General features: G+C 29.6%; 23 protein-coding genes. 15 read left to right on the forward strand and 8 right to left on the reverse strand.

What is annotated here, in order from left to right:
* Positions 1-2 precede the first annotated feature (2 nt).
* Genes CAMP18497_RS00515 through efp form a run of 3 tightly spaced genes read left to right on the forward strand, consistent with a single transcriptional unit; the run spans position 3 to position 2,689 of the window.
* The gene (locus CAMP18497_RS00515) at positions 3-482 is read left to right on the forward strand and encodes a hypothetical protein (RefSeq protein WP_263675239.1); all 480 of its coding nucleotides are present in this window, start codon (positions 3-5) and stop codon (positions 480-482) included.
* Entirely contained in the window at positions 479-2,059 is a 1,581-nt protein-coding gene (serA, locus tag CAMP18497_RS00520) for a phosphoglycerate dehydrogenase (RefSeq protein WP_337212096.1), read from the forward strand. Before CAMP18497_RS00515 ends, serA begins: the two co-directional genes overlap by 4 nt.
* 60 nt (positions 2,060-2,119) lie before the next feature.
* The gene (gene efp / locus CAMP18497_RS00525; RefSeq protein ID WP_039618934.1) at positions 2,120-2,689 is read left to right on the forward strand and encodes an elongation factor P; all 570 of its coding nucleotides are present in this window, start codon (positions 2,120-2,122) and stop codon (positions 2,687-2,689) included.
* Positions 2,690-2,706: 17 nt separating this feature from the next.
* Here the strand turns inward: efp and uvrB are convergent, their stop codons facing one another.
* Positions 2,707-4,680, reverse strand: a complete 1,974-nt coding sequence (gene uvrB / locus CAMP18497_RS00530) for an excinuclease ABC subunit UvrB (RefSeq protein WP_337212097.1) — start codon at positions 4,678-4,680, stop codon at positions 2,707-2,709.
* 154 nt (positions 4,681-4,834) lie between these two features.
* On the opposite strand from uvrB, the gene CAMP18497_RS00535 reads away from it, so the two are divergent.
* The 6 genes from CAMP18497_RS00535 (at position 4,835) to ispG (ending at position 10,340) form a co-directional block, all read left to right on the forward strand.
* Positions 4,835-5,068, forward strand: a complete 234-nt coding sequence (locus CAMP18497_RS00535) for a hypothetical protein (protein WP_012661890.1) — start codon at positions 4,835-4,837, stop codon at positions 5,066-5,068.
* On the forward strand, positions 5,055-5,294 hold the full coding sequence (locus CAMP18497_RS00540; protein ID WP_012661889.1) for a hypothetical protein: 240 nt from the start codon (positions 5,055-5,057) through the stop codon (positions 5,292-5,294). The genes CAMP18497_RS00535 and CAMP18497_RS00540 overlap by 14 nt, the downstream gene beginning before the upstream one ends.
* A complete protein-coding gene (locus CAMP18497_RS00545; RefSeq protein WP_337212098.1) occupies positions 5,295-5,765 on the forward strand; it encodes a type II secretion system protein in 471 nt (156 codons plus the stop codon).
* Positions 5,762-7,606 (forward strand): primosomal protein N', encoded by a 1,845-nt coding sequence (locus tag CAMP18497_RS00550; RefSeq protein WP_337212099.1) that lies wholly within the window; start codon positions 5,762-5,764, stop codon positions 7,604-7,606. The genes CAMP18497_RS00545 and CAMP18497_RS00550 overlap by 4 nt, the downstream gene beginning before the upstream one ends.
* A gap of 120 nt (positions 7,607-7,726) precedes the next feature.
* Entirely contained in the window at positions 7,727-9,220 is a 1,494-nt protein-coding gene (locus CAMP18497_RS00555; RefSeq protein WP_337212100.1) for a C69 family dipeptidase, read from the forward strand.
* Between the two features lie 55 nt (positions 9,221-9,275).
* A complete protein-coding gene (gene ispG, locus CAMP18497_RS00560; protein WP_442867754.1) occupies positions 9,276-10,340 on the forward strand; it encodes a flavodoxin-dependent (E)-4-hydroxy-3-methylbut-2-enyl-diphosphate synthase in 1,065 nt (354 codons plus the stop codon).
* Here the strand turns inward: ispG and CAMP18497_RS00565 are convergent.
* The 5 genes from CAMP18497_RS00565 to CAMP18497_RS00585 all read right to left on the reverse strand — a co-directional run bounded on the left by CAMP18497_RS00565 (position 10,337) and on the right by CAMP18497_RS00585 (position 16,356).
* On the reverse strand, positions 10,337-11,701 hold the full coding sequence (locus tag CAMP18497_RS00565; protein WP_337212101.1) for a nicotinate phosphoribosyltransferase: 1,365 nt from the start codon (positions 11,699-11,701) through the stop codon (positions 10,337-10,339). The genes ispG and CAMP18497_RS00565 overlap by 4 nt on opposite strands.
* A 20-nt stretch (positions 11,702-11,721) precedes the next feature.
* The gene (ftsZ, locus tag CAMP18497_RS00570; RefSeq protein WP_039626779.1) at positions 11,722-12,828 is read right to left on the reverse strand and encodes a cell division protein FtsZ; all 1,107 of its coding nucleotides are present in this window, start codon (positions 12,826-12,828) and stop codon (positions 11,722-11,724) included.
* Between the two features lie 11 nt (positions 12,829-12,839).
* The gene (ftsA, locus tag CAMP18497_RS00575; RefSeq protein ID WP_263675245.1) at positions 12,840-14,219 is read right to left on the reverse strand and encodes a cell division protein FtsA; all 1,380 of its coding nucleotides are present in this window, start codon (positions 14,217-14,219) and stop codon (positions 12,840-12,842) included.
* The gene (locus CAMP18497_RS00580) at positions 14,216-15,694 is read right to left on the reverse strand and encodes a peptidylprolyl isomerase (protein WP_337212102.1); all 1,479 of its coding nucleotides are present in this window, start codon (positions 15,692-15,694) and stop codon (positions 14,216-14,218) included. Before CAMP18497_RS00580 ends, ftsA begins: the two co-directional genes overlap by 4 nt.
* A gap of 83 nt (positions 15,695-15,777) precedes the next feature.
* Positions 15,778-16,356: a class II aldolase and adducin N-terminal domain-containing protein gene (locus CAMP18497_RS00585; RefSeq protein WP_263677146.1), complete on the reverse strand. Its 579-nt coding sequence runs from the start codon at positions 16,354-16,356 to the stop codon at positions 15,778-15,780.
* A gap of 59 nt (positions 16,357-16,415) precedes the next feature.
* On the opposite strand from CAMP18497_RS00585, the gene rsmH reads away from it, so the two are divergent.
* Together rsmH and CAMP18497_RS00595 are read left to right on the forward strand one after the other, a co-directional pair.
* Positions 16,416-17,333, forward strand: a complete 918-nt coding sequence (gene rsmH / locus CAMP18497_RS00590; RefSeq protein WP_337212103.1) for a 16S rRNA (cytosine(1402)-N(4))-methyltransferase RsmH — start codon at positions 16,416-16,418, stop codon at positions 17,331-17,333.
* A 3-nt stretch (positions 17,334-17,336) separates the two neighbouring features.
* A complete protein-coding gene (locus tag CAMP18497_RS00595; protein WP_337212104.1) occupies positions 17,337-18,257 on the forward strand; it encodes a hypothetical protein in 921 nt (306 codons plus the stop codon).
* On the opposite strand, the gene CAMP18497_RS00600 is transcribed toward CAMP18497_RS00595, so the two are convergent.
* Positions 18,254-18,745 carry a hypothetical protein gene (locus tag CAMP18497_RS00600; RefSeq protein WP_087700007.1) on the reverse strand — a complete coding sequence of 164 codons (492 nt, stop codon included), beginning with the start codon at positions 18,743-18,745 and terminating at the stop codon, positions 18,254-18,256. The genes CAMP18497_RS00595 and CAMP18497_RS00600 overlap by 4 nt on opposite strands.
* A 133-nt stretch (positions 18,746-18,878) precedes the next feature.
* Here CAMP18497_RS00600 and CAMP18497_RS00605 point away from each other — a divergent pair, with 133 nt between their 5' ends.
* Together CAMP18497_RS00605 and CAMP18497_RS00610 are read left to right on the forward strand one after the other, a co-directional pair.
* Positions 18,879-19,853, forward strand: a complete 975-nt coding sequence (locus CAMP18497_RS00605) for a glycosyl transferase family 90 (RefSeq protein WP_337212105.1) — start codon at positions 18,879-18,881, stop codon at positions 19,851-19,853.
* A gap of 11 nt (positions 19,854-19,864) precedes the next feature.
* A complete protein-coding gene (locus CAMP18497_RS00610) occupies positions 19,865-20,722 on the forward strand; it encodes a D-amino acid aminotransferase (RefSeq protein ID WP_337212106.1) in 858 nt (285 codons plus the stop codon).
* Here the strand turns inward: CAMP18497_RS00610 and CAMP18497_RS00615 are convergent.
* Complete coding sequence (locus CAMP18497_RS00615) at positions 20,719-22,053, reverse strand: cation:dicarboxylate symporter family transporter (RefSeq protein ID WP_337212121.1); 1,335 nt, start codon at positions 22,051-22,053, stop codon at positions 20,719-20,721. The two genes, CAMP18497_RS00610 and CAMP18497_RS00615, sit on opposite strands and share 4 nt — an antisense overlap.
* A 325-nt stretch (positions 22,054-22,378) precedes the next feature.
* Here CAMP18497_RS00615 and CAMP18497_RS00620 point away from each other — a divergent pair, with 325 nt between their 5' ends.
* Both CAMP18497_RS00620 and CAMP18497_RS00625 read left to right on the forward strand, forming a co-directional pair.
* A complete protein-coding gene (locus tag CAMP18497_RS00620; RefSeq protein ID WP_337212107.1) occupies positions 22,379-24,430 on the forward strand; it encodes an FTR1 family iron permease in 2,052 nt (683 codons plus the stop codon).
* Positions 24,427-24,948: a ferrirhodotorulic acid transporter, periplasmic binding protein gene (locus CAMP18497_RS00625; RefSeq protein ID WP_012661874.1), complete on the forward strand. Its 522-nt coding sequence runs from the start codon at positions 24,427-24,429 to the stop codon at positions 24,946-24,948. The genes CAMP18497_RS00620 and CAMP18497_RS00625 overlap by 4 nt, the downstream gene beginning before the upstream one ends.
* Positions 24,949-25,018: the final 70 nt, after the last annotated feature.

Genomic DNA, 25,018 nt, shown 5'->3' on the forward strand with positions numbered 1-25,018 from the left:
AAATGAAAAAATATACCCTTTATGGTATTTTAGGCTTTTTAAGCCTAGCTTTGATTGTTGCTTTTGTTTTTATGGTGAGATATGTAAATGTTGGAAATTTACCTATCTCACAAAATGTTAAATATTCTTTTGATGAGATAAAAAAAGAATTGCCACAAACTTGGCAAGATAAGCTTTCAAATCTTAAAATTAATGATTTTTCTCCAGCAGCGAATGAATTTTATATGAGTTTTAATATGGATGATTCTGTAGTAAAACCAAAACAAAAATTTTATATGCTCGATGTAAATAAAAACGATGTTTATTCTATGTTTTGTTTAAAGCAAACTTTGCATTCTTTTTTTATCAAATACACTTTAACACAAAGCAAAGATGAAGTGGCAATTTATTTAGATACAAATAATGAAAAAGTTTTAAACGCACTGATCGACAAATTAAAAATTTACAACATAAATGCAAAATTAAAGGAGGTTTGGTTATGAAAAAAATTATTGTATGTGATGCAATATTAGACAAAGGTGTGGAGCTTTTAAGAAAAGCTGATGATGTAGAACTTATTGAAGCAGCGCATTTACCTAAAGATGAGCTTTTAACAAAATTAAGTGATGTAGATGTAGCTATTACTAGAAGTTCAACAGATGTGGATTTGAAATTTATCAGTGCATGTTCTAATTTAAAAGCTTTAGTTAGAGCAGGTGTTGGGGTTGATAATGTTGATATAGATGAATGCTCTAAAAAAGGCATTATAGTTATGAATGTACCAACGGCTAATACTATAGCAGCAGTCGAACTTACTATGAATCATCTATTATGCTCTGCAAGATCTTTTGTAAATGCTCATAATTTTTTAAAAATACAAAGAAGATGGGAAAGAGAAAAGTGGTATGGTGTTGAACTTATGAACAAAACTTTAGGGGTTATAGGTTTTGGCAATATAGGTTCAAGAGTAGCTGTACGCGCAAAAGCTTTTGGTATGAAAGTTATAGCTTATGATCCTTATGTGGTAGCTTCTAAAATGACTGATTTGGGTATTGAATGTGTGAATTCTTTAGATGTAATCTTAACTCAAAGTGATTTTATTACCATACATACACCAAAAACAAAAGAAACAACAGATATGATTTCTTTTGAAGAAATTTCTAAAATGAAAGATGGCGTAAGATTGATAAATTGTGCCAGAGGTGGTCTTTATAATGAAGATGCATTGTGTGAGGGATTAAAAAGTGGTAAAATAGCTTGGCTTGGTATCGATGTGTTTAATAAAGAACCAGCAACTAATCATCCATTTTTAGACTTTGAAAATGTTTCTGTGACTTCTCATCTTGGTGCAAATACCTTAGAAAGTCAAGAAAATATAGCTATCCAAGCATGCGAGCAAGCTTTAAATGCTGCAAGAGGAATTTCTTATCCTAATGCTTTAAATTTACCAATTAAAACTGAAGATTTACCAAGTTTTGTAGAACCTTATATTGAGCTTATTTCTAAAATGGGCTTTTTGGCTGCTCAGCTTGATAAAACTCCTATTAAGGCTATTAAACTTGAGAGCGAAGGACAAATTAGCGAGTATAATGAGTCTTTGCTAACTTTTGCAACAGTGAGTGTTTTAAGAGGAATTTTAGGTGAAAATATTAATTATATTAACGCACATTTTGTAGCTAAAGATAAGGGCGTGGAGCTTTCTTCTTGTATTTTACCAAGTAGCGGTTATAGTAATAAAATCACCATAAAGGTAATCACAGATAATTCTAACCTTTCTATTTCAGGAACTATTTTTGGTGAAAATGAACAAAGGATAGTAGAGTTAAATGGTTTTGATGTAGACTTTAAACCAAAAGGGAAAATGATAATTTTAAATAACAATGACATACCAGGAGTTATTGCTAATGTTAGCGGAATTTTAGCTAAAAATAATGTCAATATAGCTGATTTTAGACTTGGTAGAAATGGCTTTGGAAAAGCTTTAGCTGTGATTTTGCTTGATGCAAAAATTTCAAAAGCTTTGCTTGAAGAATTAAGAGCAGTTGATGCTTGTATTTTTGCAGAATATGCAGAAATTTAAGGCTTTTTATAAGCCTTAATTGTTACAATTATTTTTTAATTTTAAAATTAAGGAAAATATATGGCTTCTTATGGAATGGGAGATTTAAAAAAAGGTTTAAAAATAGAAATTGATGGTATTCCTTTTAAAATCGTAGAATATCAACACGTAAAACCAGGAAAAGGTCCTGCTTTTGTACGTATTAAAATTAAATCTTTTATCGATGGTAAGGTTTTAGAAAAAACTTTCCATGCAGGAGATAAATGTGAATCTCCAAATTTAGAAGAAAAACAAATGCAATATCTATACGATGATGGTGAAAATTGTCAATTTATGGATACTCAAACTTATGAGCAAGTTGCAATTAGCGATGAAGATGTGGGTGAAGCTAAAAAATGGATGCTTGATGGAACTATGGTGGATGTTTTATTCCACAATGGAAAAGCAATCGGTGTGGAAGTACCTCAAGTAATGGAGCTTAAAATTATCGAAACAGCACCAAATTTCAAAGGTGACACTCAAGGCTCAAACAAAAAACCAGCTACTTTAGAAACAGGTGCAGTAGTGCAAATTCCTTTCCATGTACTAGAAGGAGAAGTAATCCGTGTTGATACTGTGCGTGGAGAGTATATAGAAAGAGCAAATAAATAATCCCTTATTTTAAGGGATTATAAAGTTCTTAATTTATTAATCTCATCTCTAAGCATTGCTGCTTTCTCAAACTCAAGATTTTTAGCCGCTTCTAGCATTTGTTTTCTTAATTCTTTTACTATTTTGGCGCGTTCTTTTGCAGGCATTTTTTCAAGTTCTTTGCCTTTGCGATAAATTTCTCCTTGCTCAAGTTCATGTTTTAAACTTTCTTCTATATTTCTTTTTACTGAGGTTGGCGTAATGTTGTGCTTTTTATTATAAGCTTCTTGTAGGGTTCTTCTTTCATTAGTAGTATCGATAGCTTCTTGCATAGATTTTGTGATTTTTTTGGCAAAAAGTAAAACTTTCCCATTAACATTTCTAGCAGCACGCCCCATTGTTTGAATGAGTGCAGTGGTACTTCTTAAAAAGCCTTCTTTATCTGCATCCATAATCGCTATAAGAGAAACTTCAGGCAAGTCAAGTCCTTCTCTTAAAAGATTAATCCCGATTAAAATATCAAAAGCACCACTTCTTAAACCACGGATGATTTCATTGCGCTCTATTGCGTCAATTTCTGAATGTATGTATTTTACTTTTAATCCAAGTTCTAAGTAGTATTTACTAAGCTCTTCAGCCATTTTTTTAGTTAAAACGGTTATTAAAACTCTTTCATTGCGTTCTATAACTTTTTTAGCTTCATCGTATAAAATTTCTACTTGATTTTCGCTATCTTTGATTTCTATTTTAGGATCTAAAAGCCCTGTTGGACGCATGATTTGATAAAAAATATTTTCTTTGCTTAATTCTAGTTCTAAAGGCGCAGGTGTAGCTGAAACAAATAAAAATTTACAATTTTTATTAATAAATTCATCAAACATCAAAGGTCTATTATCTAAGGCACTTGGCAAGCGAAAACCATAATCAACCAAAGTTTGCTTTCTACTTCTATCCCCTGCAAACATCCCACGAAATTGTGGTAAAGATACATGAGATTCATCTACAATGACTAAAAAGTCTTGGTTTTTAATAGCAAAATAATCAAAAAGCGTATAAGGTGTATCACCGCTTTTAAGCCCTGTTAAATGCAAAGCATAATTTTCAACTCCTTTGCACATGCCAGTGCTTTGAAGCATTTCAAGGTCAAATTCTACTCTTTGTTTTAGCCTTTGTGCTTCTACGAGTTTATTTTCATTTTCAAAATAAGCAAGGCGTTCATTTAATTCAGCTTTTATACCTTTTATAGCCTCTTTAAGCCTAGCCTCACCTACGCTAAATTGACTAGTTGGGTAAAGTATGAATTTTTTTAAATTTTTACCTTTTTTATTTTCTAAGACATTATAATGATACATCGCCTCAAGCTCATCGCCAAAAAACTCAAGTCTAATAGCTTCATCTTCATAATAAGCTGGATATATATCTACTATATCTCCATTAACTCTAAAATCAGCCCTATCAAAGAAATTATCATTGCGTTTATAGCCCATATCTACAAGTTTTTTTAAAAGTTCTTTTTGTGAAATTTGCATATTTAGTTCTAAAATTAAAACCATACCTACATACTCACTTGGATTTCCCAAACCATAATTTGCCGAAACACTAGCTATACAAATAACATCATCATAACTTAAAAGCGAAGCACTTGCGCTTAGTCTTAATCTTTCTAAGTCTTCATTAGTGGAACTATCTTTTTCTATAAAAACATCTGTTCTTGGTATATAAGCTTCTGGCTGATAATAATCATAATAGCTTATAAAATACTCCACATGATTATTTGCAAAAAAACCTTTAAATTCACTATAAAGTTGCGCACATAAACTTTTATTGTGACTCATGATAAGAGTAGGCATGTTTAAGTTTTTAATGATATTTGCCATAGTGAAAGTTTTTCCACTACCTGTAACACCTAGTAAGGTTTGGTATTTATTACCCGCTTTAATGCTTTTTACTATACCATCAATGGCTTGTTTTTGATCAGGACTTGGCTTAAAATCACTAGTAAGTTCAAACATAAATTTTCCTAACTTGTATTTTTGCTAATTTTACACAAAATTTTTTGTAAAAATTTAAATTTTAAAACAAAAAGCTATGCAAAATTAAATTTTTTTTTGTTACAATTATGTGTTTAAAATACTCTAAATATAAAATCAATAAAGGCAAGAAAATATGTATGATGAAAGAATAATCAACACAATGACAGATAAAGTAAATGAGCTTTTAGCTAAATATAATGAAGTATGTGAAATCAATGAAAATTTAAGAAATGAATTAGTAAGTGTAAAAGCACAAAATGAAGCTAAAAATAATCAAATCGCGCGTTTAGAAGAAGAGCTTAAAAATAAAAATATTGAAAGTGAAGATGTGATCAAAAAAATAGAGGCAGTTCTTGGCAAACAATAACCAAAGAAAAGTTACAATTAATGTCTATGCAAAAGACTTTGTTGTAACATGCAGTAATGAATTTGCAAATCATCTTGAAGATGAAATTGCTTTAATTTCTGGAGGCACAGGCAAGATAGAGCTTGCAAATTTCATTAATGCTTTTGTAAAACTTAGCTACGAAAACTATATCTTAAAAAAAGAACTCAATAAACTTATCAATACTATCGATGAAGAAATAAAATAAATGCAAATAAAAAAAGCTTTTACTTTGATAGAGCTTGTTTTTTGTATGATGATTATTGCTATTCTTAGCGTAATTGCTTATCCGTATTTTTCTTTTGGAAAAAACGATGCTAAACTCATTCAAGTAAAAAGTGAGGTAGAGCTTATCAATGCTTCTTTGTCTTTACTCAAAAATCAGTTTTTATTTAAAGAAAGTAAGTATTTTCCAGCAATTTTAGATGAAGCTTTGATAAATAGTGAAAATCAAAAATTATTTATATGTTCTCATTCTCAAAATCATAAAAATACAAAACAATGCACTTACAGCGTTTTAGATAAACCAATCATTTCATCTAAAAAATCGTGGATGAAAACAGCAAATACTCAATATAGATTTTTCATCAATACTAAAAATTACATAGATTTTTCTTATAATAGTGAAAAAGTTTTTTTAGAATGTATAAGTTTAAATTGTAAGGATTATGGGTTTTGAATTTTTATCAACTTGCTATTAAAGGATATTATTTAGATACCTTAACTTATGAAAGTGAAGAAGAATTTGAAATTTTAGATGAGGTGGTAGTTGATCTTGCAAGGAAAAAAAATCTTAAAGCTATAATTTTACAAAAATGTTCAAAGCCTGATTTTAAAACCCAAGCTATAAAAGAAAAAACAGGTTTTAAACTAATGCAATACCAATACGAACTTGCTCAGTTTATTGCTTATTATTATGCTAGTAAAATAGCTTTTGTTTTAGGTATGTTTGAAAGCATTGAAGAGTATAAAAATGAAAAAATTCATATAGAAAAAGTACCTAGTTTAAGTAAAAACCAGCAAGAGGCTTTGGAATTTATAAAAACCAAACAAACTAGTTTGCTATTTGGTGATACAGGAAGTGGTAAAACTGAAATTTATATTAGCTTGATAAAAGAATATTTAGAGCAAGGAAAGCAGGTTTTGCTTTTAATGCCAGAAATCGCTCTAACTCCACAAATGCAAAAAAGATTAAAAGTGTATTTTGGCGAGCATTTTTTCTTGTGGCATTCTAAAATTACTAAGAAAAAAAAGCAAGAATGTTTGCAAGATTTAGCAAATTCAAAAGCTCTTTTGGTAGTGGGAGCTAGGTCGGCTTTGTTTTTACCTTTTAAGAATTTGGGTTTGATTATTATTGATGAGGAGCATGATAATTCTTATAAAGCTTCTAATAATCCAAAAATCAATGCAAGAGATTTGGCTTTATTTATAGCAAAAAAAATGCATATAAAAGTTCTTTTGGGTTCTGCTACTCCAAGTGTTGTAAGTTTTTATAAACATCCTTGTTTTAGACTTAAAGGAACTTTCTTTGAAAGCAAAAAGCAGTTTTTATACGATGAGAGCGAGCTTAGTGCTTCATCAAAATTGCTTTTAGAATTAAAAATTAGCTTAAGAAATAAAAAGCAAGCCGTGGTATTTTTACCTACAAGGGCAAATTTTAGACAAATTTTATGCAAAGAATGTGCTAATACCATTAAATGCCCTTTTTGTTCTATTGCTTTGAGTTTGCATAAAAATAAAAATGCATTAAAATGCCACTATTGTAATTTTACTAAAGAAATCGATCAAACCTGCCCAACTTGCAATGGAGTTATGCTTGAAGCTAAAAAAATGGGTACAGCAGAGCTTTGTGAGCTTTTAGAAAAAGAATTAGCTGAATTTAATCCTATCATAAAAAGATTTGATAGTGATGAGATTAGCAGTGTAAAAAAGCTTGATATGATTTTAAAAGATTTTAACCAAGAAAAAATTGATATTTTAGTAGGTACTTCCATGCTTGCTAAAGGACATGATTATCACAACGTGGATTTAAGTGTGATTTTGGGGCTTGATGAGTACTTATTTAGACCTAATTTTAAAGCTTTGGAAGAGACTTTGGCTCTTGCTATGCAAGTAGCAGGTCGTGCAGGTCGAAAGGGTGAGGGTAGGGTGCTTTTACAAACTAAAAATAGATCTTTTTTTGAAAAATATATACAAGATTATGATAGTTTTTTAAAAGATGAATTAAATGCTAGAAATGAACTTTATCCTCCATTTAAAAGACTTTTAAGGCTAATTATTGAAGATGAGGATAAAAACAAAGCTTTAAATTTGTGTGAATTTATAGCTAATAAAGTTCAAGAATTAAAACAAGTGCAATTAGTAGGCCATGGTGCTTGTGGCATTGAAATGCTAAATAAGAAATGGCGTTTTTATGTATTATTGCGTGCTAATACCCATCAAGAACTTGTAAAATTTGAGCATTTTGCTTTAAATTTTAAAAATATTACTTGTGATATAGATCCGGTTGATTTTTCTTAAAAAATATATTTATTTATAAATAATTATTATTTTATAATAAAAACAATATTTTATTTTTAATTTTAAATTTATTTTGATAAGAATATACTTTTTTAATTTCTTAAATTTAAAGGAGAGAAAATGAAAAAGTTTAGTTTTCTTACAAGTTGTGTACTTTTTGGAGCTTTGTTTAATAATGCTTTGGCTTGTACTACTATTTTAGTGCCAAATGAAGCAAGTAAAGATGGCTCTATGCTAGTTGCAAGAAGTGCTGATAGTAAAGCAGATAAAGCACAGGTTTTTTTAATCCATCCAAGAGTTGAAAATCAAAAAGGTATTTATAGCACTAAAGCACATCAAGGAATGAATGATTTTACCTACCCTTTGCCTGCTAAATCTTTTCAATATAGCACTATAGCTAATTGGCAAAGTAAATTACATGGTGCTACTGGTTTTAATGAAATGGGTGTTGGGATAAGTGCTACTGAATCAATTTATGCAAAAGATGAACTTTTAAAATTTGATCCTTATAATGAGAAAAATGGTATTAGTGAAGATGATATTTTAGATGTTTTGCTTCCAAGAATTAAAAGCGCAAAAGAAGGTGTTTTGTTATTGGGTGATATTATAGAAAAGCAAGGAGCTGCTGAGGGCTTTGGAGTAGCTTTTGTGGATTCTAAAGAAATTTGGTATTTAGAAAGTGCTACAGCACATCAGTGGATGGCTGTAAAAATTCCTAATAATTCGTATTTTGTTAGCGCAAACCAGGGTAGGTTGAAGCAATTAAAATTTAACGATGAAAATACCTTGCATTCTAAAAATTTAATAAATTTTGCCGTCATTCATAAAGCGTATAATCCTAAAGTAGATAAGGATTTTGATTTTTTTAAAGTTTATACAAGAAATGATGATAGAGATTTAACTTATAATTATCCTAGAGTTTGGTGGATACAAAAAATGTTTAATCCATCTTTAAATCAAGACATAAAAAATGGTGCTAATTTTAATGTGTTTTTACAACCTGAGCAAAAACTTAGTGTGGATGATTTAAAAAAAGCTTTGAGATCACACTATGATGGAACAAAATATGATCCATATACAAATTTCAATGAAAATGAAAACATTTACCGTGTTGTGAGTGTGTTTAGAACTTACGAATCTCACATCATGCAAGTTAGACCGTGGCTTCCTAAAGAAATAGGTAGGTTAAATTATGTCGCAATAGGAATGGCTGATTTGAGTGTGTATTTGCCTTATTATTTTGGTAATGATGAGTTTATTGCAGGCTATCAAAAAGGAACAAATGAAGCCGATGATGAATCAATTTATTGGATTTATCGCAAGTTGCAAACTCTTGTAATGAGTGATTATAATAAGTATGCTCCTATTGTAAAAAATGCTTATGCTAAATTTGAAAAAGATACATCTTTAAAACAAGAAGCTATGGAAAAAGAATATTTAAGTCTTTATCAAAAAGATAAGAATAAAGCAAAGCAAATTTTAGTTGATTTTTCATTACAAAATCAAAAGGAAGCTAAAAAACTTACTCAAGATTTAACAAATCAAATTTTTACTCTTTTAACAAGAGATACAGATATAAAATACAAATCTCTTAATAAAAATAAAAAAGATTAATGATATAGCCCATTTTTGGGCTATAATACTCTAAAATTATTTTAGAGTGATTTTAATGACAAGATATAAAACAAGACAAATAAAAGTAGGTGATGTTTTAATAGGTGGTGATGCTCCTATTTCAGTGCAATCTATGCTTTTTACTAAAACAAGAGATATTGAAGGTTGTTTAGAGCAACTTAACAGACTTTATTTTGCTGGTGCAAATATAGTGCGTTTGGCCTGTTTGGATATGGCAGATGCAAGAGCTTTAAAAGAAATTAAAGCAAAAAGCCCCTTACCTTTAATAGTGGATATACATTTTAATCACAAGCTAGCAGTCTTTTGTGCTGAATTTATCGATGGGGTAAGAATTAACCCAGGAAATATAGGATCAAAAGAAAATATCAAAGAAGTGGTACAAGCTTGTAAACAAAGAAAAATTCCTATTAGAATAGGGGTAAATCATGGCTCTATAGAAAAGCAATTTAGTGATAAATATGGTTATAATATAGAGGCTATGCTTGAGAGTGCTTTGTATAATATAAAATTACTGGAAGATTTAGACTTTTTTGATATTAAAATTTCTATGAAAACTTCAGATGTGCAAAATACTATAAAAGCTTATGAAGCTCTAAGACCACTTTGTGATTATCCGTTTCATTTAGGGGTTACTGAGGCAGGGACTAAATTTCATAGTACGGTTAAAAGCTCGATTGCCTTGGGAAATTTGCTTTTAAAAGGTATAGGCGATACAATGAGAGTTTCTATGACAGGGGAGCTTGAAGAAGAGATTAAAGTAGCAAGGGCTATTTTGCAAGATAGTGGAGTGCAAAAAAGCGGGGTTAATATCATCTCATGTCCAACTTGTGGAAGAATTCAAAGTGATTTGATTAAAGCGATTAAAATAGTAGAAGAAAAAACTAAACATATAAAAGAACCATTAAATATAAGTGTTATGGGTTGTGTTGTAAATGCCTTGGGTGAGGCTAAGGGTGCTGATGTGGCGATTGCTTTTGGAAAAAATCAAGGTTTAGTTATAAGACATGGTGAAGTGGTGGCAAAATTAAAAGAAGATGAGCTTGTGGATAGATTTTTACTTGAAGTAGAAGATGAGGCAAAACTTAGAGAAAAAGATTAATTTTTTTCTAAGTAAGTTTTTTGCATATTTTGTAATTTTTTAGAAATTTTTACTTTGTAAATACTTGGGTTTTGAAGCTTTTTTAGTTTAAAATCCAAACTATCAACACTTTTTTTATGATACTCTTGAATATTTTTCAAGTTAGGAAGCTCATAGATTAATTTTCCATCTTTAAAAATAAGCTCATGTAAATTTTTATATGTATAACCTTGGTAATTTTTGATATTTTCATCATGTGTATATAAAATATCAAAACTTGCTTTATTGTTTTTATAATACCTTATAAGTTTTTTAAAATGCGGTAAGGTTGTTTTACTTGAGCTTGCGCTGATCTTGATTTTAGGGGTGATTTGATGGTTTTTTTCTAATGCAACAAGCTTATAAACAGCTCCAAAAATAGGCGAACTTGCCGAAGTAATAAGCTTTTCTCCAATGCCAAAAGCATCGATTGGTGCTTTGTTTTTTAGTAATTTTTCTATGATGAACTCATCTAAGGCATTACTAGCTATGATTTTGCATTTTGTTAAGCCAGCAAAATCTAATTTTTTTCTAATATATTTAGAGATTTTAAGCAAATCTCCTGAGTCAATACGGATAGAATAATTTTGCATAGAATCTTGTGCATTTAACTCATTAAAAACTAAAATAGCATTTTCAATACCTTTTTTATAATCATAAGTGTCAATCAAAAGACTTATATTATCTTTATAAATTTGACAATATGCTCTAAAAGCACTTAGCTCATCATCAAACATTTGTATCCAAGCATGAGACATAGTTCCGTTTATAGGAATGTCGAATTTTTTTCCAACTAAAGTACAAGCACTTGCATGAAAACCACCTACAAAAGCAGCTCTAGCACCATTTAAAGCTGCACTTTCTCCATGGGCTCTGCGAGAGCCAAATTCCAAAAGTAGTTTTTCTTTTGCAATTTGAGTAATTCTGCTAGCTTTAGTAGCAATTAGACATTGATGATTTAGAGTTAAAAGTATGAAAGTTTCTAATAATAAAGCCTCTATTACAGGTGCTTTGATGATCATTAAAGGTGTATTAGCAAAAACACATTCACCTTCTTTAACACTTAGTATATCCCCGCTAAAATTTAAAGTTGAAAGGTAGTTTAAAAAATCATTATCAAATTTATGAGTATTTTTTAAAAATTCTATATCGCTTTGAGAGAAAGAAAAACGATTAATATGATCTATGATTTGTTCTAATCCGCAAAAAACAGCATAAGAAGCATTATCGGGAGCTTTTCTAAAAAAAACTTCAAAATAAACAATCTGCTTATGCATATTTTGTTTAAAATATGCATAAGCCATACTTAGCTCGTAAAAATCACATAATAATGAAGAATTCATATAAGGATTTTTACTAAAAATTAATCCATTTGGCGACGCAAGAAAGCAGGAACATCAAGTTGAGAAATTACTTCCTCATCAAATCCACCACTAGCTTTGCGTAAATTCATATAACTATTTTTTTTACTTTCTTCTTGTTCTTTAGCGCTTTCTATTTCAGCTTTATCTTCAAAACCTGTAGCGATGATAGTTACTTCAACACGATCGCCCATACTCTCATCAGTAGTTGCACCAAAGATTACTTTTGCATTTTCATCTGCTATATCGCTAATGCTTTGAGTAGCTTGTGAAATTTCTATCAATGAGCATTCAGGTCCAATTTTATAATGGATGATTACGCCTTTAACGCCTTTCATAGTCATACCGTCTAATAATGGAGATTCTATAGCACTTGATAATGCGTCCATGATAGCATTTTCACCTTCTCCATGACCCACACCCATTAGTGCTAAACCTCTATGGCTCATAACAGTTCTAACATCAGCAAAGTCAACATTAATATCGCCATCTTCTAAAAGGATAGAAACCATACCCCTAACAGCTCTAGCTAAGATATCATCAACTAGTTTAAATGCTTCTTTTATACCTGCTTTTTTTGGAAGTATGCTAAGAAGTTTTTCATTTTGGATTACAATGATAGAATCGCTTTCTTTTTTTAATTCAGCTAAACCAGCTTCTGCTAATTTTTTTCTTTGTTTTCCTTCAAATGCAAAAGGCATAGTTACAACTGAAACAGTTAGTGCGCCTACTTCTTTTGCAGCTTGTGCTACAACAGGAGCTGCACCTGTACCAGTTCCACCGCCAAGTCCTGCTGAAATAAATACTATATCGCTTTGACTTAAAGCCGCTTTTACTTCTTCAAAACTTTCTCTTGCACTTTCTGCTCCAATTTCTGGTTGCATTCCAGCACCTAAACCCTTAGTTTTTTTCTCGCCTAGTTGAATTCTAGTTTTTGCTAAAGATTTAGCTATGGCTTGTGCATCAGTATTGGCTGAAATAAGATCAAGATCATGCAAGCCCATATTTACCATATGATCTATCATATTACCGCCACCGCCACCGCAGCCTATGACTTTTATTTTTGCACCTTTTGCGTGTTGCATTTCTTCTACTAGATATTCGCTCATTGTATCTCCTATTAGAACTGGTTTATTAGTTTATTCCAAAATTTATGCATAAAACCTGATTTTTTATCTTTTTTGGTTTCAACTTTTGTTAATTCTGCTTTTTCCTCTTCAAAGTCTTTTTGATCTTGAAAAATTTCTTCAAAATCTTTGTTTTCTTCTTCATGCTCTTCTATGGTGAGATTTTGTTTAATCTGTTTATTGATAAACTCAGGCTCTCCTTTGTATCTTAGTTTCTCATTAGAGTCTAATTCATAAGGAGTAAAATGCCCACCACCATATAAGCAAAGACCTATAGCACAGCTATTTTCTGCATCTTCAAAAATTTCTTTAAAACCGTCCATAGTATCTTTTTTTGCGGTCGCTATTCTAACAGCTTTATTATCAAAATAAGCTGAAGCAAGTTTGTCAAGTCCTGCAAATTTTGTCATTCCACCTGTTAATACTATGCCTGCTCCTGCTTGATTTGCACAAGCATTATCGCTTAGCATTTTAGCTAAAATAATAATAGTTTCTTCAATTCTTGCATAAATAACATTAGATATAACTTCTACTGAAACTTCATTTTTTCTTTTTTCATCACCCATGTATGGAATTTGTATGATTGAGTTTTCATTTTGTGCTAAAGATGCGTAATTTAATTTTAGTTTTTCCGCTTCTTTTGGTGGGGTATGTAAAGCTATGGATAAATCATTAGTGATATTTACTGAACCAATTTGTAAGCATTCATTATAGCGTATAGAATTACCCGCATGAATGACCATATCACAAACTGCTCCACCCATATCGATTAAAATAGCACCTAATTCTTTTTCACTATCATCAAAACATGCAATAGAAGAAGCATATCCTGAAAGAACGATGTTATCTACTCTAAGATCAGCAAGCTCCACGGCTTTTTTTAGATTTTTAATATGCACTTCTTGTGAGATTACAATATGTGTAGAAACTTCAAGGCGATTTCCGCTCATTCCTAAAGGATCTTCTACATGTTCAAGATCATTTACTTTAAAATTATAAGGTAATACATGAATGATTTCATATCCACTAGGTATATTTGCAGTATGTTTTGCTGTGCTTACTGCTCTGTGAATTTCTTTAATACCTATTTCATGATTTGGTATATTAACCACACCTATGCTATCTACGCTTTTTGCATAAGCACCTGAAATAGATACAATTACCTTATCATAATGCACGCCTGACATCATTTGTGCATCAGCTACTGCCTCTTCTATAGATTTTGAGGCAAGTTCTATATTGGTAATCGCTCCTTTTTTTATACCATTTGATTTTGACTTTCCAAAACCAATGATTTTAAGTCCTTCTTCGCTTTTTTGTGCTAATATGGCGCAAGTTTGTATTGAGCCTAAATCAATTCCTAAAATATTCAATTTGTATTTCCTTTATAATAGCGTTGAATTGGATATAATTCTATAAGTTTTTTTAATAATTCTTCCTTAAGTAAGGCTTGCTTGGTTTGTTTAGCACTTTGCTCTATGATGAATTTATATATTTCTTCTTTATTTTTATTTTCTAAAGTTTGTTTTGTGATCTCATAAACAATTGCTTTATCATCAAACAATACATAAGATTTAGCTTTGTTTGAGTCAAATACATGCATTAAAAACTCGCTAAATTCAGTATCATTCATCATATCACCTACTTTTGCATTTTTAGCTGAGTCGCGACTATAAGTTCCTATGTCTATGCCTTGGAAATTATCTAGGGCAAGTTTTGCTTTTTCTTCCAATAAGGCTTTGGTTTTTTCTTTAATGTAAAGTTTACTTACTTCGTTTTTAGCTTGCTCAAAAGTCATAGTTTGTATAGGATTTATTTTTATAACTTTTGCAACCATATAGCCATTTTCAAATTTAAAAGGCTTAATAAAATCATTTTCTTTAGCTTTTTGTATATTTTCTAAAGGATAATAAATATCAGCATCACTGATTGTGATATTTTTATCAAAACTAAGCTCATTTTTTCTTAAAGCTACATAGCTTTCGTTAGCTTTAAGTTTAAGCTTGGAAAGTTTTAAATCTTTTATCACTTTATCTTTGCTTTGTTCTAGACTTAGAATTTTCCCTGCAAAATCTTTATAATCATTTTTATTTTCTTCATAGTAAGCTTGAATTTCTTTATCTTCAACTTTGATTATATCAGGGTTTAAAAAATAAGTTGCAAGTTCGTAGCTTTTTTGTGTTTTATAAAGTTCTTTATTTTTCTCCCAAGTTTGTTTTAACTCTTTTTCATCAATTGCTATATTTTTGTTATCAAGTTTTATAGCTTGAACTTTTAAACTATCTTGCATTAAAAAACTTGCACCAAACATATCAAGCTCATTTGGTTTGATTTGTAAATTTAAAATAGCATTGATTTTTTTAAGTAATAACTCATCATGAATGATTTTTTCATAAGTTTTTGGTGTATAGTTGTTTCTTGCAAGAAGATTGTAGTATAAATTTTTATCAAAAACACCTGAAGCATTATGAAAGATTTTTTGATGTGCTAAATCATAAGCAATTTCTTCCTCGCTCACATTTAAACCTAAGGTTTTAGCATAAGAAAGTAGGAGTTTTTCTTGTATAAGTTCATTGATAGCTTGAGTATCTAAGCCATCTTTTTGTGCCTGTTCTTGTGTGTAGTTACCATTATTTAGCTGAGAATAATAGCTAAATAATTGAGAATATTTGAGATTAAACTCATCATAACTGATTTTTTCATCGCCTACTTTTGCAACAGAATTTGATCTATCGGTGTTAAAATCATAACTCCCCCAACCAACAAAGCCTGCTCCAACAAAAGCAATAACACTAATCCAAATAGTAACAACTAAATATTTTTTATGATGCTGCATCCAAGTGAGCATTTTTACCCCAATCCATAAATTAAATAAATTAAACCATACATTATAGATAATTTGTGATTAATACAAAATTAATTTTACATAGATTATGATAAATTTGTTTCAGCTAAATGGATAATTTTGCAAGAATTTTCAATTAAATCTATAATTTTACCTAATTCATAACTTGTTCTACCATAAGCAAATATGCCATAGCCCTTTACAACAACAAAATTTTGCCTTTGTTCTAGCATATAACGATAAATTTCAGTTTGTGATCTATCCTCCCAATCCTCATAACTTTTAGGATTATAAACTCGAATTTCTTCTAAAAAAATTTCACCAAAATAATCCTGAGGTGCTATAAAATCATGATTTAAACTCATTGATAAAGTGTAAGCTGGACAAGCAAAACATACAAATTTGGCTTCAGGTATATTCTCATATATACTTTTATGGATTTCAGAGTCATTGCTAGCTTCACTCCAACTATAATCTTTTGCAAATTTTAAAATGCTTAGATTTTTTTCATCTAGCTGATTTAAAAAAGTGTCATTTTTGTTTATAATAAAAGAACTTTGGGATAGTTTTGCTGAAACTGAACCATGGCAAATCCCAAAAAAATTTTTTTTAAACATTGAAGTAGAAAGCATTTTAATTTGAGAAATAATATTTTCTTTATTCATTAAAAACCTTGTTTTAAACTTTGCTAAGATATTATACTAAAAAAATTAAAAGGTTTATTTTGCAAAGTCCACATATTCCTGTTTTATTACAAGAAGTTTTAAATGCTTTTGATGATTTTGATAGTGGAGATTTTTTAGATTGTACTTTGGGTTATGGAGGGCATTCTAAGGCGTTATTGCAAGCTCATGAGAAACTAAGATTAATTGCTTGCGATAAAGATTTAGAAGCTTTAAATTTTTCTAAAGAGTTTTTAAAAAATTTTCAAGATAGGATAAGTTTTAACCATATAGGTTTTAAAGATATTTTAACTCAAATTTCAACGCAAAACTTAAGAGGAATTTTAGCTGATATCGGTGTATCTTCTTTGCAACTTGATAAAAATGATAGGGGTTTTTCGCTAAATTCTGATTTTTTAGATATGAGAATGGATCAAAACAATCCTTTAAGCGCTAAAGAAGTGGTAAATTCTTACAGCAAGGAAGCTTTGGAGCAAATTTTTAAAGACTATGGAGATCTAGCGCCGGTTGCCTCAATGCTTGCTCAAAAAATTATCAATGCAAGAAATCAAAAAGAGATTGTAAGCGCAAAAGAATTAAGTCAAATTATAGGAAATGCTAAGTTAAAAGGACGTAATGTATCTCTAGCTTTGCTTGTATTTCAAGCTTTACGTATAGAAGTAAATAATGAACTTGGTGAGTTAAAATCCTTACTTGAAAATATAGAAAAAGCAAAATTAAGAGATTGTAAATTAGCTATTATTAGCTTTCATTCTTTAGAAGATAGGATAGTAAAAAATACTTTTAAAAGATGGGAAAAAGACTGCATTTGTGATGAAAGAGCTATAAAATGTGAATGCGGTAAAAACCATAGTCTTGGGAAAATTTTAAGTAAAAAAGCTATAAGTGCCTCCAAAGAAGAAATAAGTTATAATAGTAGATCAAGTTGTGCAAAAATGAGAATTTTTTATTTTAGGTAAATAATGATTGAAGATGATTTTTTAAAAGAAAAGCAAAATATACGTGAAAAAATGTTGGAATATTCTAGGGCTATTAAAGAAGGTAGGCCTTATGAAGAATATGAGCAAAATTTTAATGAAAGTGATCGAATATTAAAAAATAGAATACAGCGTAAAAAAAGACCTAAATTTACAGACTTTGATGAAGAATATGAAGAAAAACCCAAAAAACAATCCGCTATTTATTTAAAAGAGGATTTGATTAATGTTAAATTAGAAGAAAAAAAGCCTTTTAAATTACAACTTAATTTTTTCAAAAAACAAAAAGAAAAATTTGATAAAAAAAATATTGCAAATTCTAAAACGTTTAAAAGTAGCAAATCACCACAAGAAGTAAAAAAAACAGAAAAAAAGCAAGAAAATAAAGATTCTCTTCAAATATCTAAAATTCTTACTCAAAGTAATGTCTTTGTCACTTCAAAATTTCAAGATTTAAAAGAAAAAAGAAAAGAAAAAGCTAAACTCAAGCAAGAATTAAAAGAGCAAAAAAAAATCAAACAAGAAAAAATAAAAAAAGCTCAAGAAGAATTAAAAGAAAAAGAAAAATTAGCTAAGCAAGAGCAAAAAATTTTAGAAGAAAAAGTAAGACTTGAAGAAAACCAAGAATATAATCAAGAAGATAAATATGAGCTTTTAGATAGTATAGTAAGTGATGAAAATAAAAATTTAAGTCCTAAAAATTTATTATACGCAGGTTTAATGATAGTATTTGCTTTATTGATATTTTTCCCACAAATTTATATTAGAAATCAAATTTATTATGTAAGTAGAGATATAGCAGATCTAAGATCGCAAGAGCTTGTTTTAGATGAAGAAAACAAAGAGCTTCAAAGACAGCTTGAAGCACTGTATTTTCAAAATCAAGTTTTAGACTTTTTAGATTAATCTTGTGTTTGAATGATTTTTTCTAAAACATATTGCTCGAGTTGATTTTTTGGAATTTCTTCTTTAATAGCTTGATTATAAATATTTTCTGCTATTTTTGAATATTTTTCATAAGCAAAATATGGAAAATGCAAAGCCCAGGCTTTTTTTAGTAATCTTTTGCTAATGATTTTTCTAGTGTAAATTTTAAAAATATCATAGCCAATAAAAACACAGGCAGTAACAAAAATAGCACTTAAAATACTAATATGAAAATCAATAATTGTTAAAAAATAATGTGTAATTAAAATTAGAGGAATGATAATTAAAGCACAAAAAAATGCATAAATAAGATAAGAATTAAACACTTTAAATTTAAAATTTAATTTTGCAGGATCTACCATCATGCCTTCATTAAGCAAGGCGTTTGCTTCTAGTAAATCTTTTAAATTAACAGGTTGATTTGAAACTTTAAAAATAAAGTTTAAAATAAATTCTTGTATTTTCATTGTTTTACCCAAAATTAGTATGTGATTTTTGTGATTTTAACATTTTTGTTTTTAAATAAACTAAATTTTTAAGTCTTGTAAATGAAATCTTGTGTTAAAATTTATATTATTTTAATATCAAAATGGAAGAAAAATGGCAGATTCTAGATTTATGATGAATGTAAAAGGCATAGGCGGAGCTTTTATTCCAAGAATTTTATTTCAGAGTAAGTTAAAAAATATTTTTTCTGATATCTTATTACTGAACACAGAAAAAAAAGAGTATATAAAAAAGAGAATAAATTATTACAATAAACTGACTTTTGATAGAGCAAAGCATATTGCATTATCACAAGCCGCTGAAAAAATAGGAAAATTCCCTTTTAAGAAAACTTCATTGGCTTATGATGCTTATGCTATTAGTAAATATTTTAATGATGATTTTTTATGGATTAAAGCTTTTGGTGATATTTCTTATATTTTAAAAGAAGCTTCAATTTGCAAAGATAGACCTATTTGCAATAATAACTATAATAATATAATTATGAAGTTAGATAAAAATAGACATTTTGTTTTCTTAAAGGATAAATATGTTTTTGAAGATAAAAAAAACATTGCTATTTTTAGAGGTGCTGCCTACCAAAACAATAGAGTGAAGTTTTTTGAAAAAAATATTTCAAATAAAAAATGTGATATTGGTCACACAGGAAAAGGTTATAATGAGTGGAAAAAAACATTTTTAAGTAAGCAAGATCAATTGCAGTATAAATTTTTAATATCACTTGAAGGTAACACTTTTGCTAGTAATTTGATTTGGTCGTTAAGTTCTAATTCTTTAGTTTTAGCCCCCAAAATGCGTTATGAAACTTGGTTTATGGAAGGAAAGTTAGTTCCAAATGAGCATTTTGCTTTGATTGATGATGATTATGAAAATGTAGAAGCTTTGCTTGATTATTATTTAGCTAACCCGCATAGAGCAAAAGAAATCATTCAAAATGCCCATGCTTACATAGAGCAATTTTTAGACGAAAAGATAGAATTTTATATAGGAATTTTAGTTTTAGCTAAGTATTTTTATTATTCTAATCAGCTTGATTTACCAAAAGATATTATTGATTTATTTGATTAAAAGGAGGGTTTATGCAAGAAATGGAAGTGGTATTTTTAAATGATGAGTTTGTAAAAGCTAGCGAAGCTAAAGTGAGTGTTTTTGATAGAGGTTTTATCTTTGGAGATGGAATTTATGAAGTAGTTCCTGTGGTAAATGCAAAAATAGCTGACAAAGAAGAATTTTGGGAGCGTTTTGAGCGTAGTTTGGCTCAAATTGAACTACAAATTCCTTATACAAAAGAAGAATTTGAAAATATTTTAGAGCAATTAATCATTAAAAACTCTCTTAAAGAAGGCGGGCTTTATATGCAAGTTACTAGAGGGGTTGCTAGTAGAAATTTTGCTCTTTTAAAGGGGTTAAAACCTACTATTATGGCTTTTGCTTTTGAATGTAAGGTGATTGAGCATGAGTATGCTAAAAATGGGGTGAGTGTTATTTCAACAGCTGATTTAAGGTGGAAAAGAAGGGATATAAAATCAATTTCTTTATTAGCTCAATGTCTTGCAAAAGAAGAAGCTATAAAAGCTAAGGTTTTTGAAGCATTTATGGTGGAAAATGCTTTAGTAACGGAAGCTTCTAGTAGTTCAGCTTTTATTATAAAAGATAAAACTTTAATTACCAAGCCATTTTCTAATGAAATTTTACCAGGAATTCGCCGTAAAAATATCTTAAAATTTGCAAAAGAACTTGATCTTAAAGTAGACCAAAGAGCTTTTAGTATGAAAGAAGTGTATGAGGCTGATGAGGTGTTTATTTCTGCAGCTACTTTTTTGATTTTGGGTGTTATAAAAGCAGATAGCAAGGTGATTAATGATGGTAAGGTAGGTTTTTATACTCAAAATCTAAGAGAAAAATATGTAGAAAAAATACAAAAAGAGGTTTTTTAATCAAAACCCGCATTAGTAAATTCTTTAGGATTATCAAGAGCGTAGCGGAATTTTTCCCAGTCTATTTGTTTATCCCAAATAGCTACTATTAAAGCTGCTACGCTATTACCACATAAATTTCCTACCGCACGAATTTCAGACATAAACTTATCCACGCCCAAAAGTATAGAAATAGCAGCCACAGGTAAAACCTCTCCCAAACTTGCTCCTAAGCCATTATTAGCTTCTGCTATATGCATATTAGATAAAGCTGCAAGTGTGCTTCCTAGTATGATAAAACCTGAACCAGTTACACCAACTGCACCTTTTGAGGCTATCATCAGTACGATTAAAATGCTAATTTCATGCGTTAAAGAAAGCTCTACATTAAAAGCTTGCGCAAGGAAAATCAAACTCATAGCCAAATAAATATTAGTACAATCAAGATTAAAACTATACCCAGTTGGCAATACCAAACCTACAGTGGCTTTTGAGATTCCTGCTTTTTCAAGTTTTCTCATAAGTGGAGCTAATGCTGATTCGCTAGAACTTGTAGCAAAAACTATCAAAACTTCTCTTGAAATAAAACGCATAAATTTAAAAATATTAACTCTGGCAATAAAACAAATAAGTCCTAAAACTCCAAAGATAAAAAGCAAAGAAGCAAATAGCATAACAATAAGTAAATATCCTAAATTTAATAAAGAATCAAGCCCATATTTTGCCACTAAAAAGGCCATCGCAGAAAAAGCGGCAATAGGAGAAAAATACATAATGATTTCTAGAATTTTAAAAACAAAACTTTGCATTATTTCTAAGGTTTTTTGTATAGCTTTTCTCTCATCAATTCTCATAAGCGAAATAATGAAAGCACAAGCTAGAGCTATAACTAAGATTTGTAAAGTTTTCCCCTCGCTAAAAGCAGCGATGATATCAGTAGGTATAGCGTCTTTTAAAATATGCAAAATCTCATTTTGCGCGCTTATTTCTATATTGTTATTGACAAATTGAGCTACACTATCTTTATCTAAGGTGCTTGGATCAAGGTTCATTCCTTTTCCAGGTCCCATAACATTTGCCATAAAAATACCAATAGCTAAAGCAAAAGTACTCACTACTTCAAAGTATAGTAAGGCTTTAGCGCCTATACTTCCAACTTGTTTTAAGCTTTCAAGACTAACAACCCCTAAAACAATAGTTAAAAATATAATAGGCCCTATGAGAATTTTTAAAGCTTGTATAAAATAATCTACCCCGATTTTACTAGCTAGTGCAAGTTCTTTATCTAATAAACCAAGGCTAATACCAGCTATAATTCCTATAATCACCCAAAAACCTAAATTTTTTAACATTTTTTTGAGCTTGCTTGGTTTTTCATGAGTGATTACTAGCACAAAAACTCCTTGTAATTTTAAAAACAACACATATTAGCAAATAAAAACTTATTTTTATGATTAAAATAAATAAAAAATAAACAATATTCTTAAAAATAAGAATTTTTTAGCTTATTTTGTAGCTAAAAGTAGCATTTTGTAGTATTTTTGTATTATTTATTATGAAATAAATAATGATAATGTTTATCTAAATTTAAGAAAGCTAGTACTATACTTGCGACTATGATTTTAAAAATGAATATCATTTCGGAGTAAAATAGTGTTTAAAAAAATAAGTTTGTTAATGATTTTTTTATTTTGTTCTATTGTTTATGCTAGAGAGATTGATTATCAAAAAGAAGCCCAAGCAATCAAACAAATTTTAAATGAAAGTATGATTTTATATAAAGAAAATAAAAATTTAGAAGCGAAAAAAAAGGCAGAAGATGCATACTTTCAGCATTTTGAAACCATGGAAGGTTCTATTGGGCGTAATGTCGGTAGAAAAGCCATTGTTATGGAGCGTAAATTTGTTAATTTAAGAAAGTTATATAAAGATAAAGAAGATTTTTCTAAAATAGAAGCTTTGATTAGTAGTTTGTATTTTGATTTAGATGAAATAGTTCCTATTTTAGAAAAGGGTTTTCAGCTTAAAGCTGAAGCTAGTGATGTAAATTATGATAAAAAAGCAGCTGAAAACTCATCTTTAAAAGCAGAAAAAGAACGCCAAGCACAAGCTGAAGCGATGTTTGCGGCTTTGCTTGGAGAGAATGTTAAAGAGCAAACTTCACAAAATTCAACTCAAAGTTTGATTGCTCAAGAGCAAGACGCTCAAAAAGATGAAGCATTGTTAGCTTTGCAAGAAGCTTCAGCTTTGGATGCAAGGTTGCAATTTTTAATGGATTCTATGATTTCAAAGCTTGATCAGGCTGTATTAGCTTTTGTAAATAAAGACTATCAAAAAGCTAAAGATTTGATTCAATCAGCATTGTTTGAAGATTATAGAAACTCAAAAGTAGAAGTTTTAGTAGCAAGATATACTAAAGCAGGAGTGGATAAAAAAATTCAAACTAAACTTAGAACTATTATAAGAAAAATCAATGCTAATACTTTAGATGAAAAAACTATTAGAGATGAAATTTCAAACATATCAGATTTATTATATGAAGCGTTTTTAGCTTTGCCTAAAGAAGAATTAGCTTTGCTTCAAGTTAAAGGCTTTGATGAAAGTACTATGAGTACTAAAAACTATACTAAAGTATATGATGATATGAAAATTGCTCTTAATGATATTTTGCAAAATTATGAGGGATTTAGTTTAAATAGTATAGATGCTTTACAAAATGTGTATTTGGATATTTTTGAAGCAAGTGGTATGGAAAGTAAAATTGGCGCTATTGATAGTGCTTTAAAATTAAAAATAGAAAGTTATTTTTCAAAAGGTGTTGCGCTTATTAAAGCAAGTGCTTCTAAAGAAGAATTAAAACAAAATTTTGACGAGCTTAGTGCCTTAGTGGAAGGCTCTTTGGATAAAATTCAAGAATCTTCGCCTATGTCTTTATTTATATGGGCTTTAGGTATTATTTTAAGAGAGGGTTTGGAAGCTTTAATTATCATTGTAGCTATAGTTTCATACCTAGTTCAAAGTGGCAATAAAAAGCGTTTAAATATAGTATATTCAGCACTTTGGAGTGGAGTGTTTTTAAGTTTTGTAACTGCATTTTTTATTTCATGGATTTTTAAAGAACAAGCAGGGCAAAGTAGAGAATTTTTAGAGGGCATTACTATGCTTGTGGCTGTTGTATTACTATTTTATGTCGGTTTTTGGCTTTTATCAAATGCGCAAAATAAAAAATGGGCAAATTATGTAAAAATTCAAGCAGTTGAAGCTATCTCAAATAATTCAGCAAAAACCTTATGGTTTAGTGTGTTTTTAGCTGTATACAGAGAAGGTGCTGAAACTATTCTTTTTTATCAAGCTTTATTATTTGATGCAAAAACAAGCACAGATTATAGTTTTATATTTATAGGATTAGCTAGTGGATTAATTATACTTATAATACTTTATTATTTATTAAAAGCTGGTGCTTTAAAAATACCAGTAAAACAATTTTTCTATATAACTTCATACATTATTTTTTATATGGTCTTTGTCTTTACAGGCAAAGGCATTGGTGAGCTCATAGAAGCCAAGGTTATTACACCAAGCTTACTTCCTTTTGATTTTGAAGGAATTTTATGGCTTGGAATTTATCCTTACTATGAGAGCATCATACCTCAGTTTATGGTTTTAATCTTACTCATTATGGGTATTTTTATAACAAAGCAAATTTCAAATAAAAGGGAAAAAATATGAAAAAAACTTTATTAAGTTTGGGTGCAGCAGCTAGTATTTTAGCTAGTTCAGTTTTTGCAGCAGAGGTGCCAATTGGCGATCCTTATGAATTAAATGGTATGGAAATAGCAGCAGTTTATTTACAGCCAATCGAAATGGAGCCAAGAGGGATTGATCTTGCAGCAAGTTTAGCAGATATTCACCTTGAAGCAGATATTCATGCATTAAAGGGCAATAAAAATGGCTTTCCAGAAGGTTTTTGGATTCCTTATTTAACTATAGCTTATAAGCTAACTAATCTTGATAATGGTAAAGTAAAAACAGGAACTCTTATGCCTATGGTAGCAGATGATGGTCCTCACTATGGTGCAAATTTAAAAATGGATACAGGTATTGGAAATTACGAGTTAGTATTTTTAATAGAAAGCCCAGAAAAACAAGGTTTTGGACGCCATGTTGATAAAGAAACGGGTGTTGGCAAATGGTTTGAGCCATTTTCAGTTAAATACAACTTTAAATACACAGGAAAACCTAAGTGATTTTTTCCCTAGCTTTTTGCTAGGGTTTATTTATAAAATTATTGATTTTATAAATAAATTCTATCAAAGA

Origin of the sequence: Campylobacter sp. W0066.1 (genome assembly GCF_024723635.1) — a bacterium.
GTDB classification, from domain to species: Bacteria; Campylobacterota; Campylobacteria; order Campylobacterales; family Campylobacteraceae; genus Campylobacter_D; species Campylobacter_D lari_C.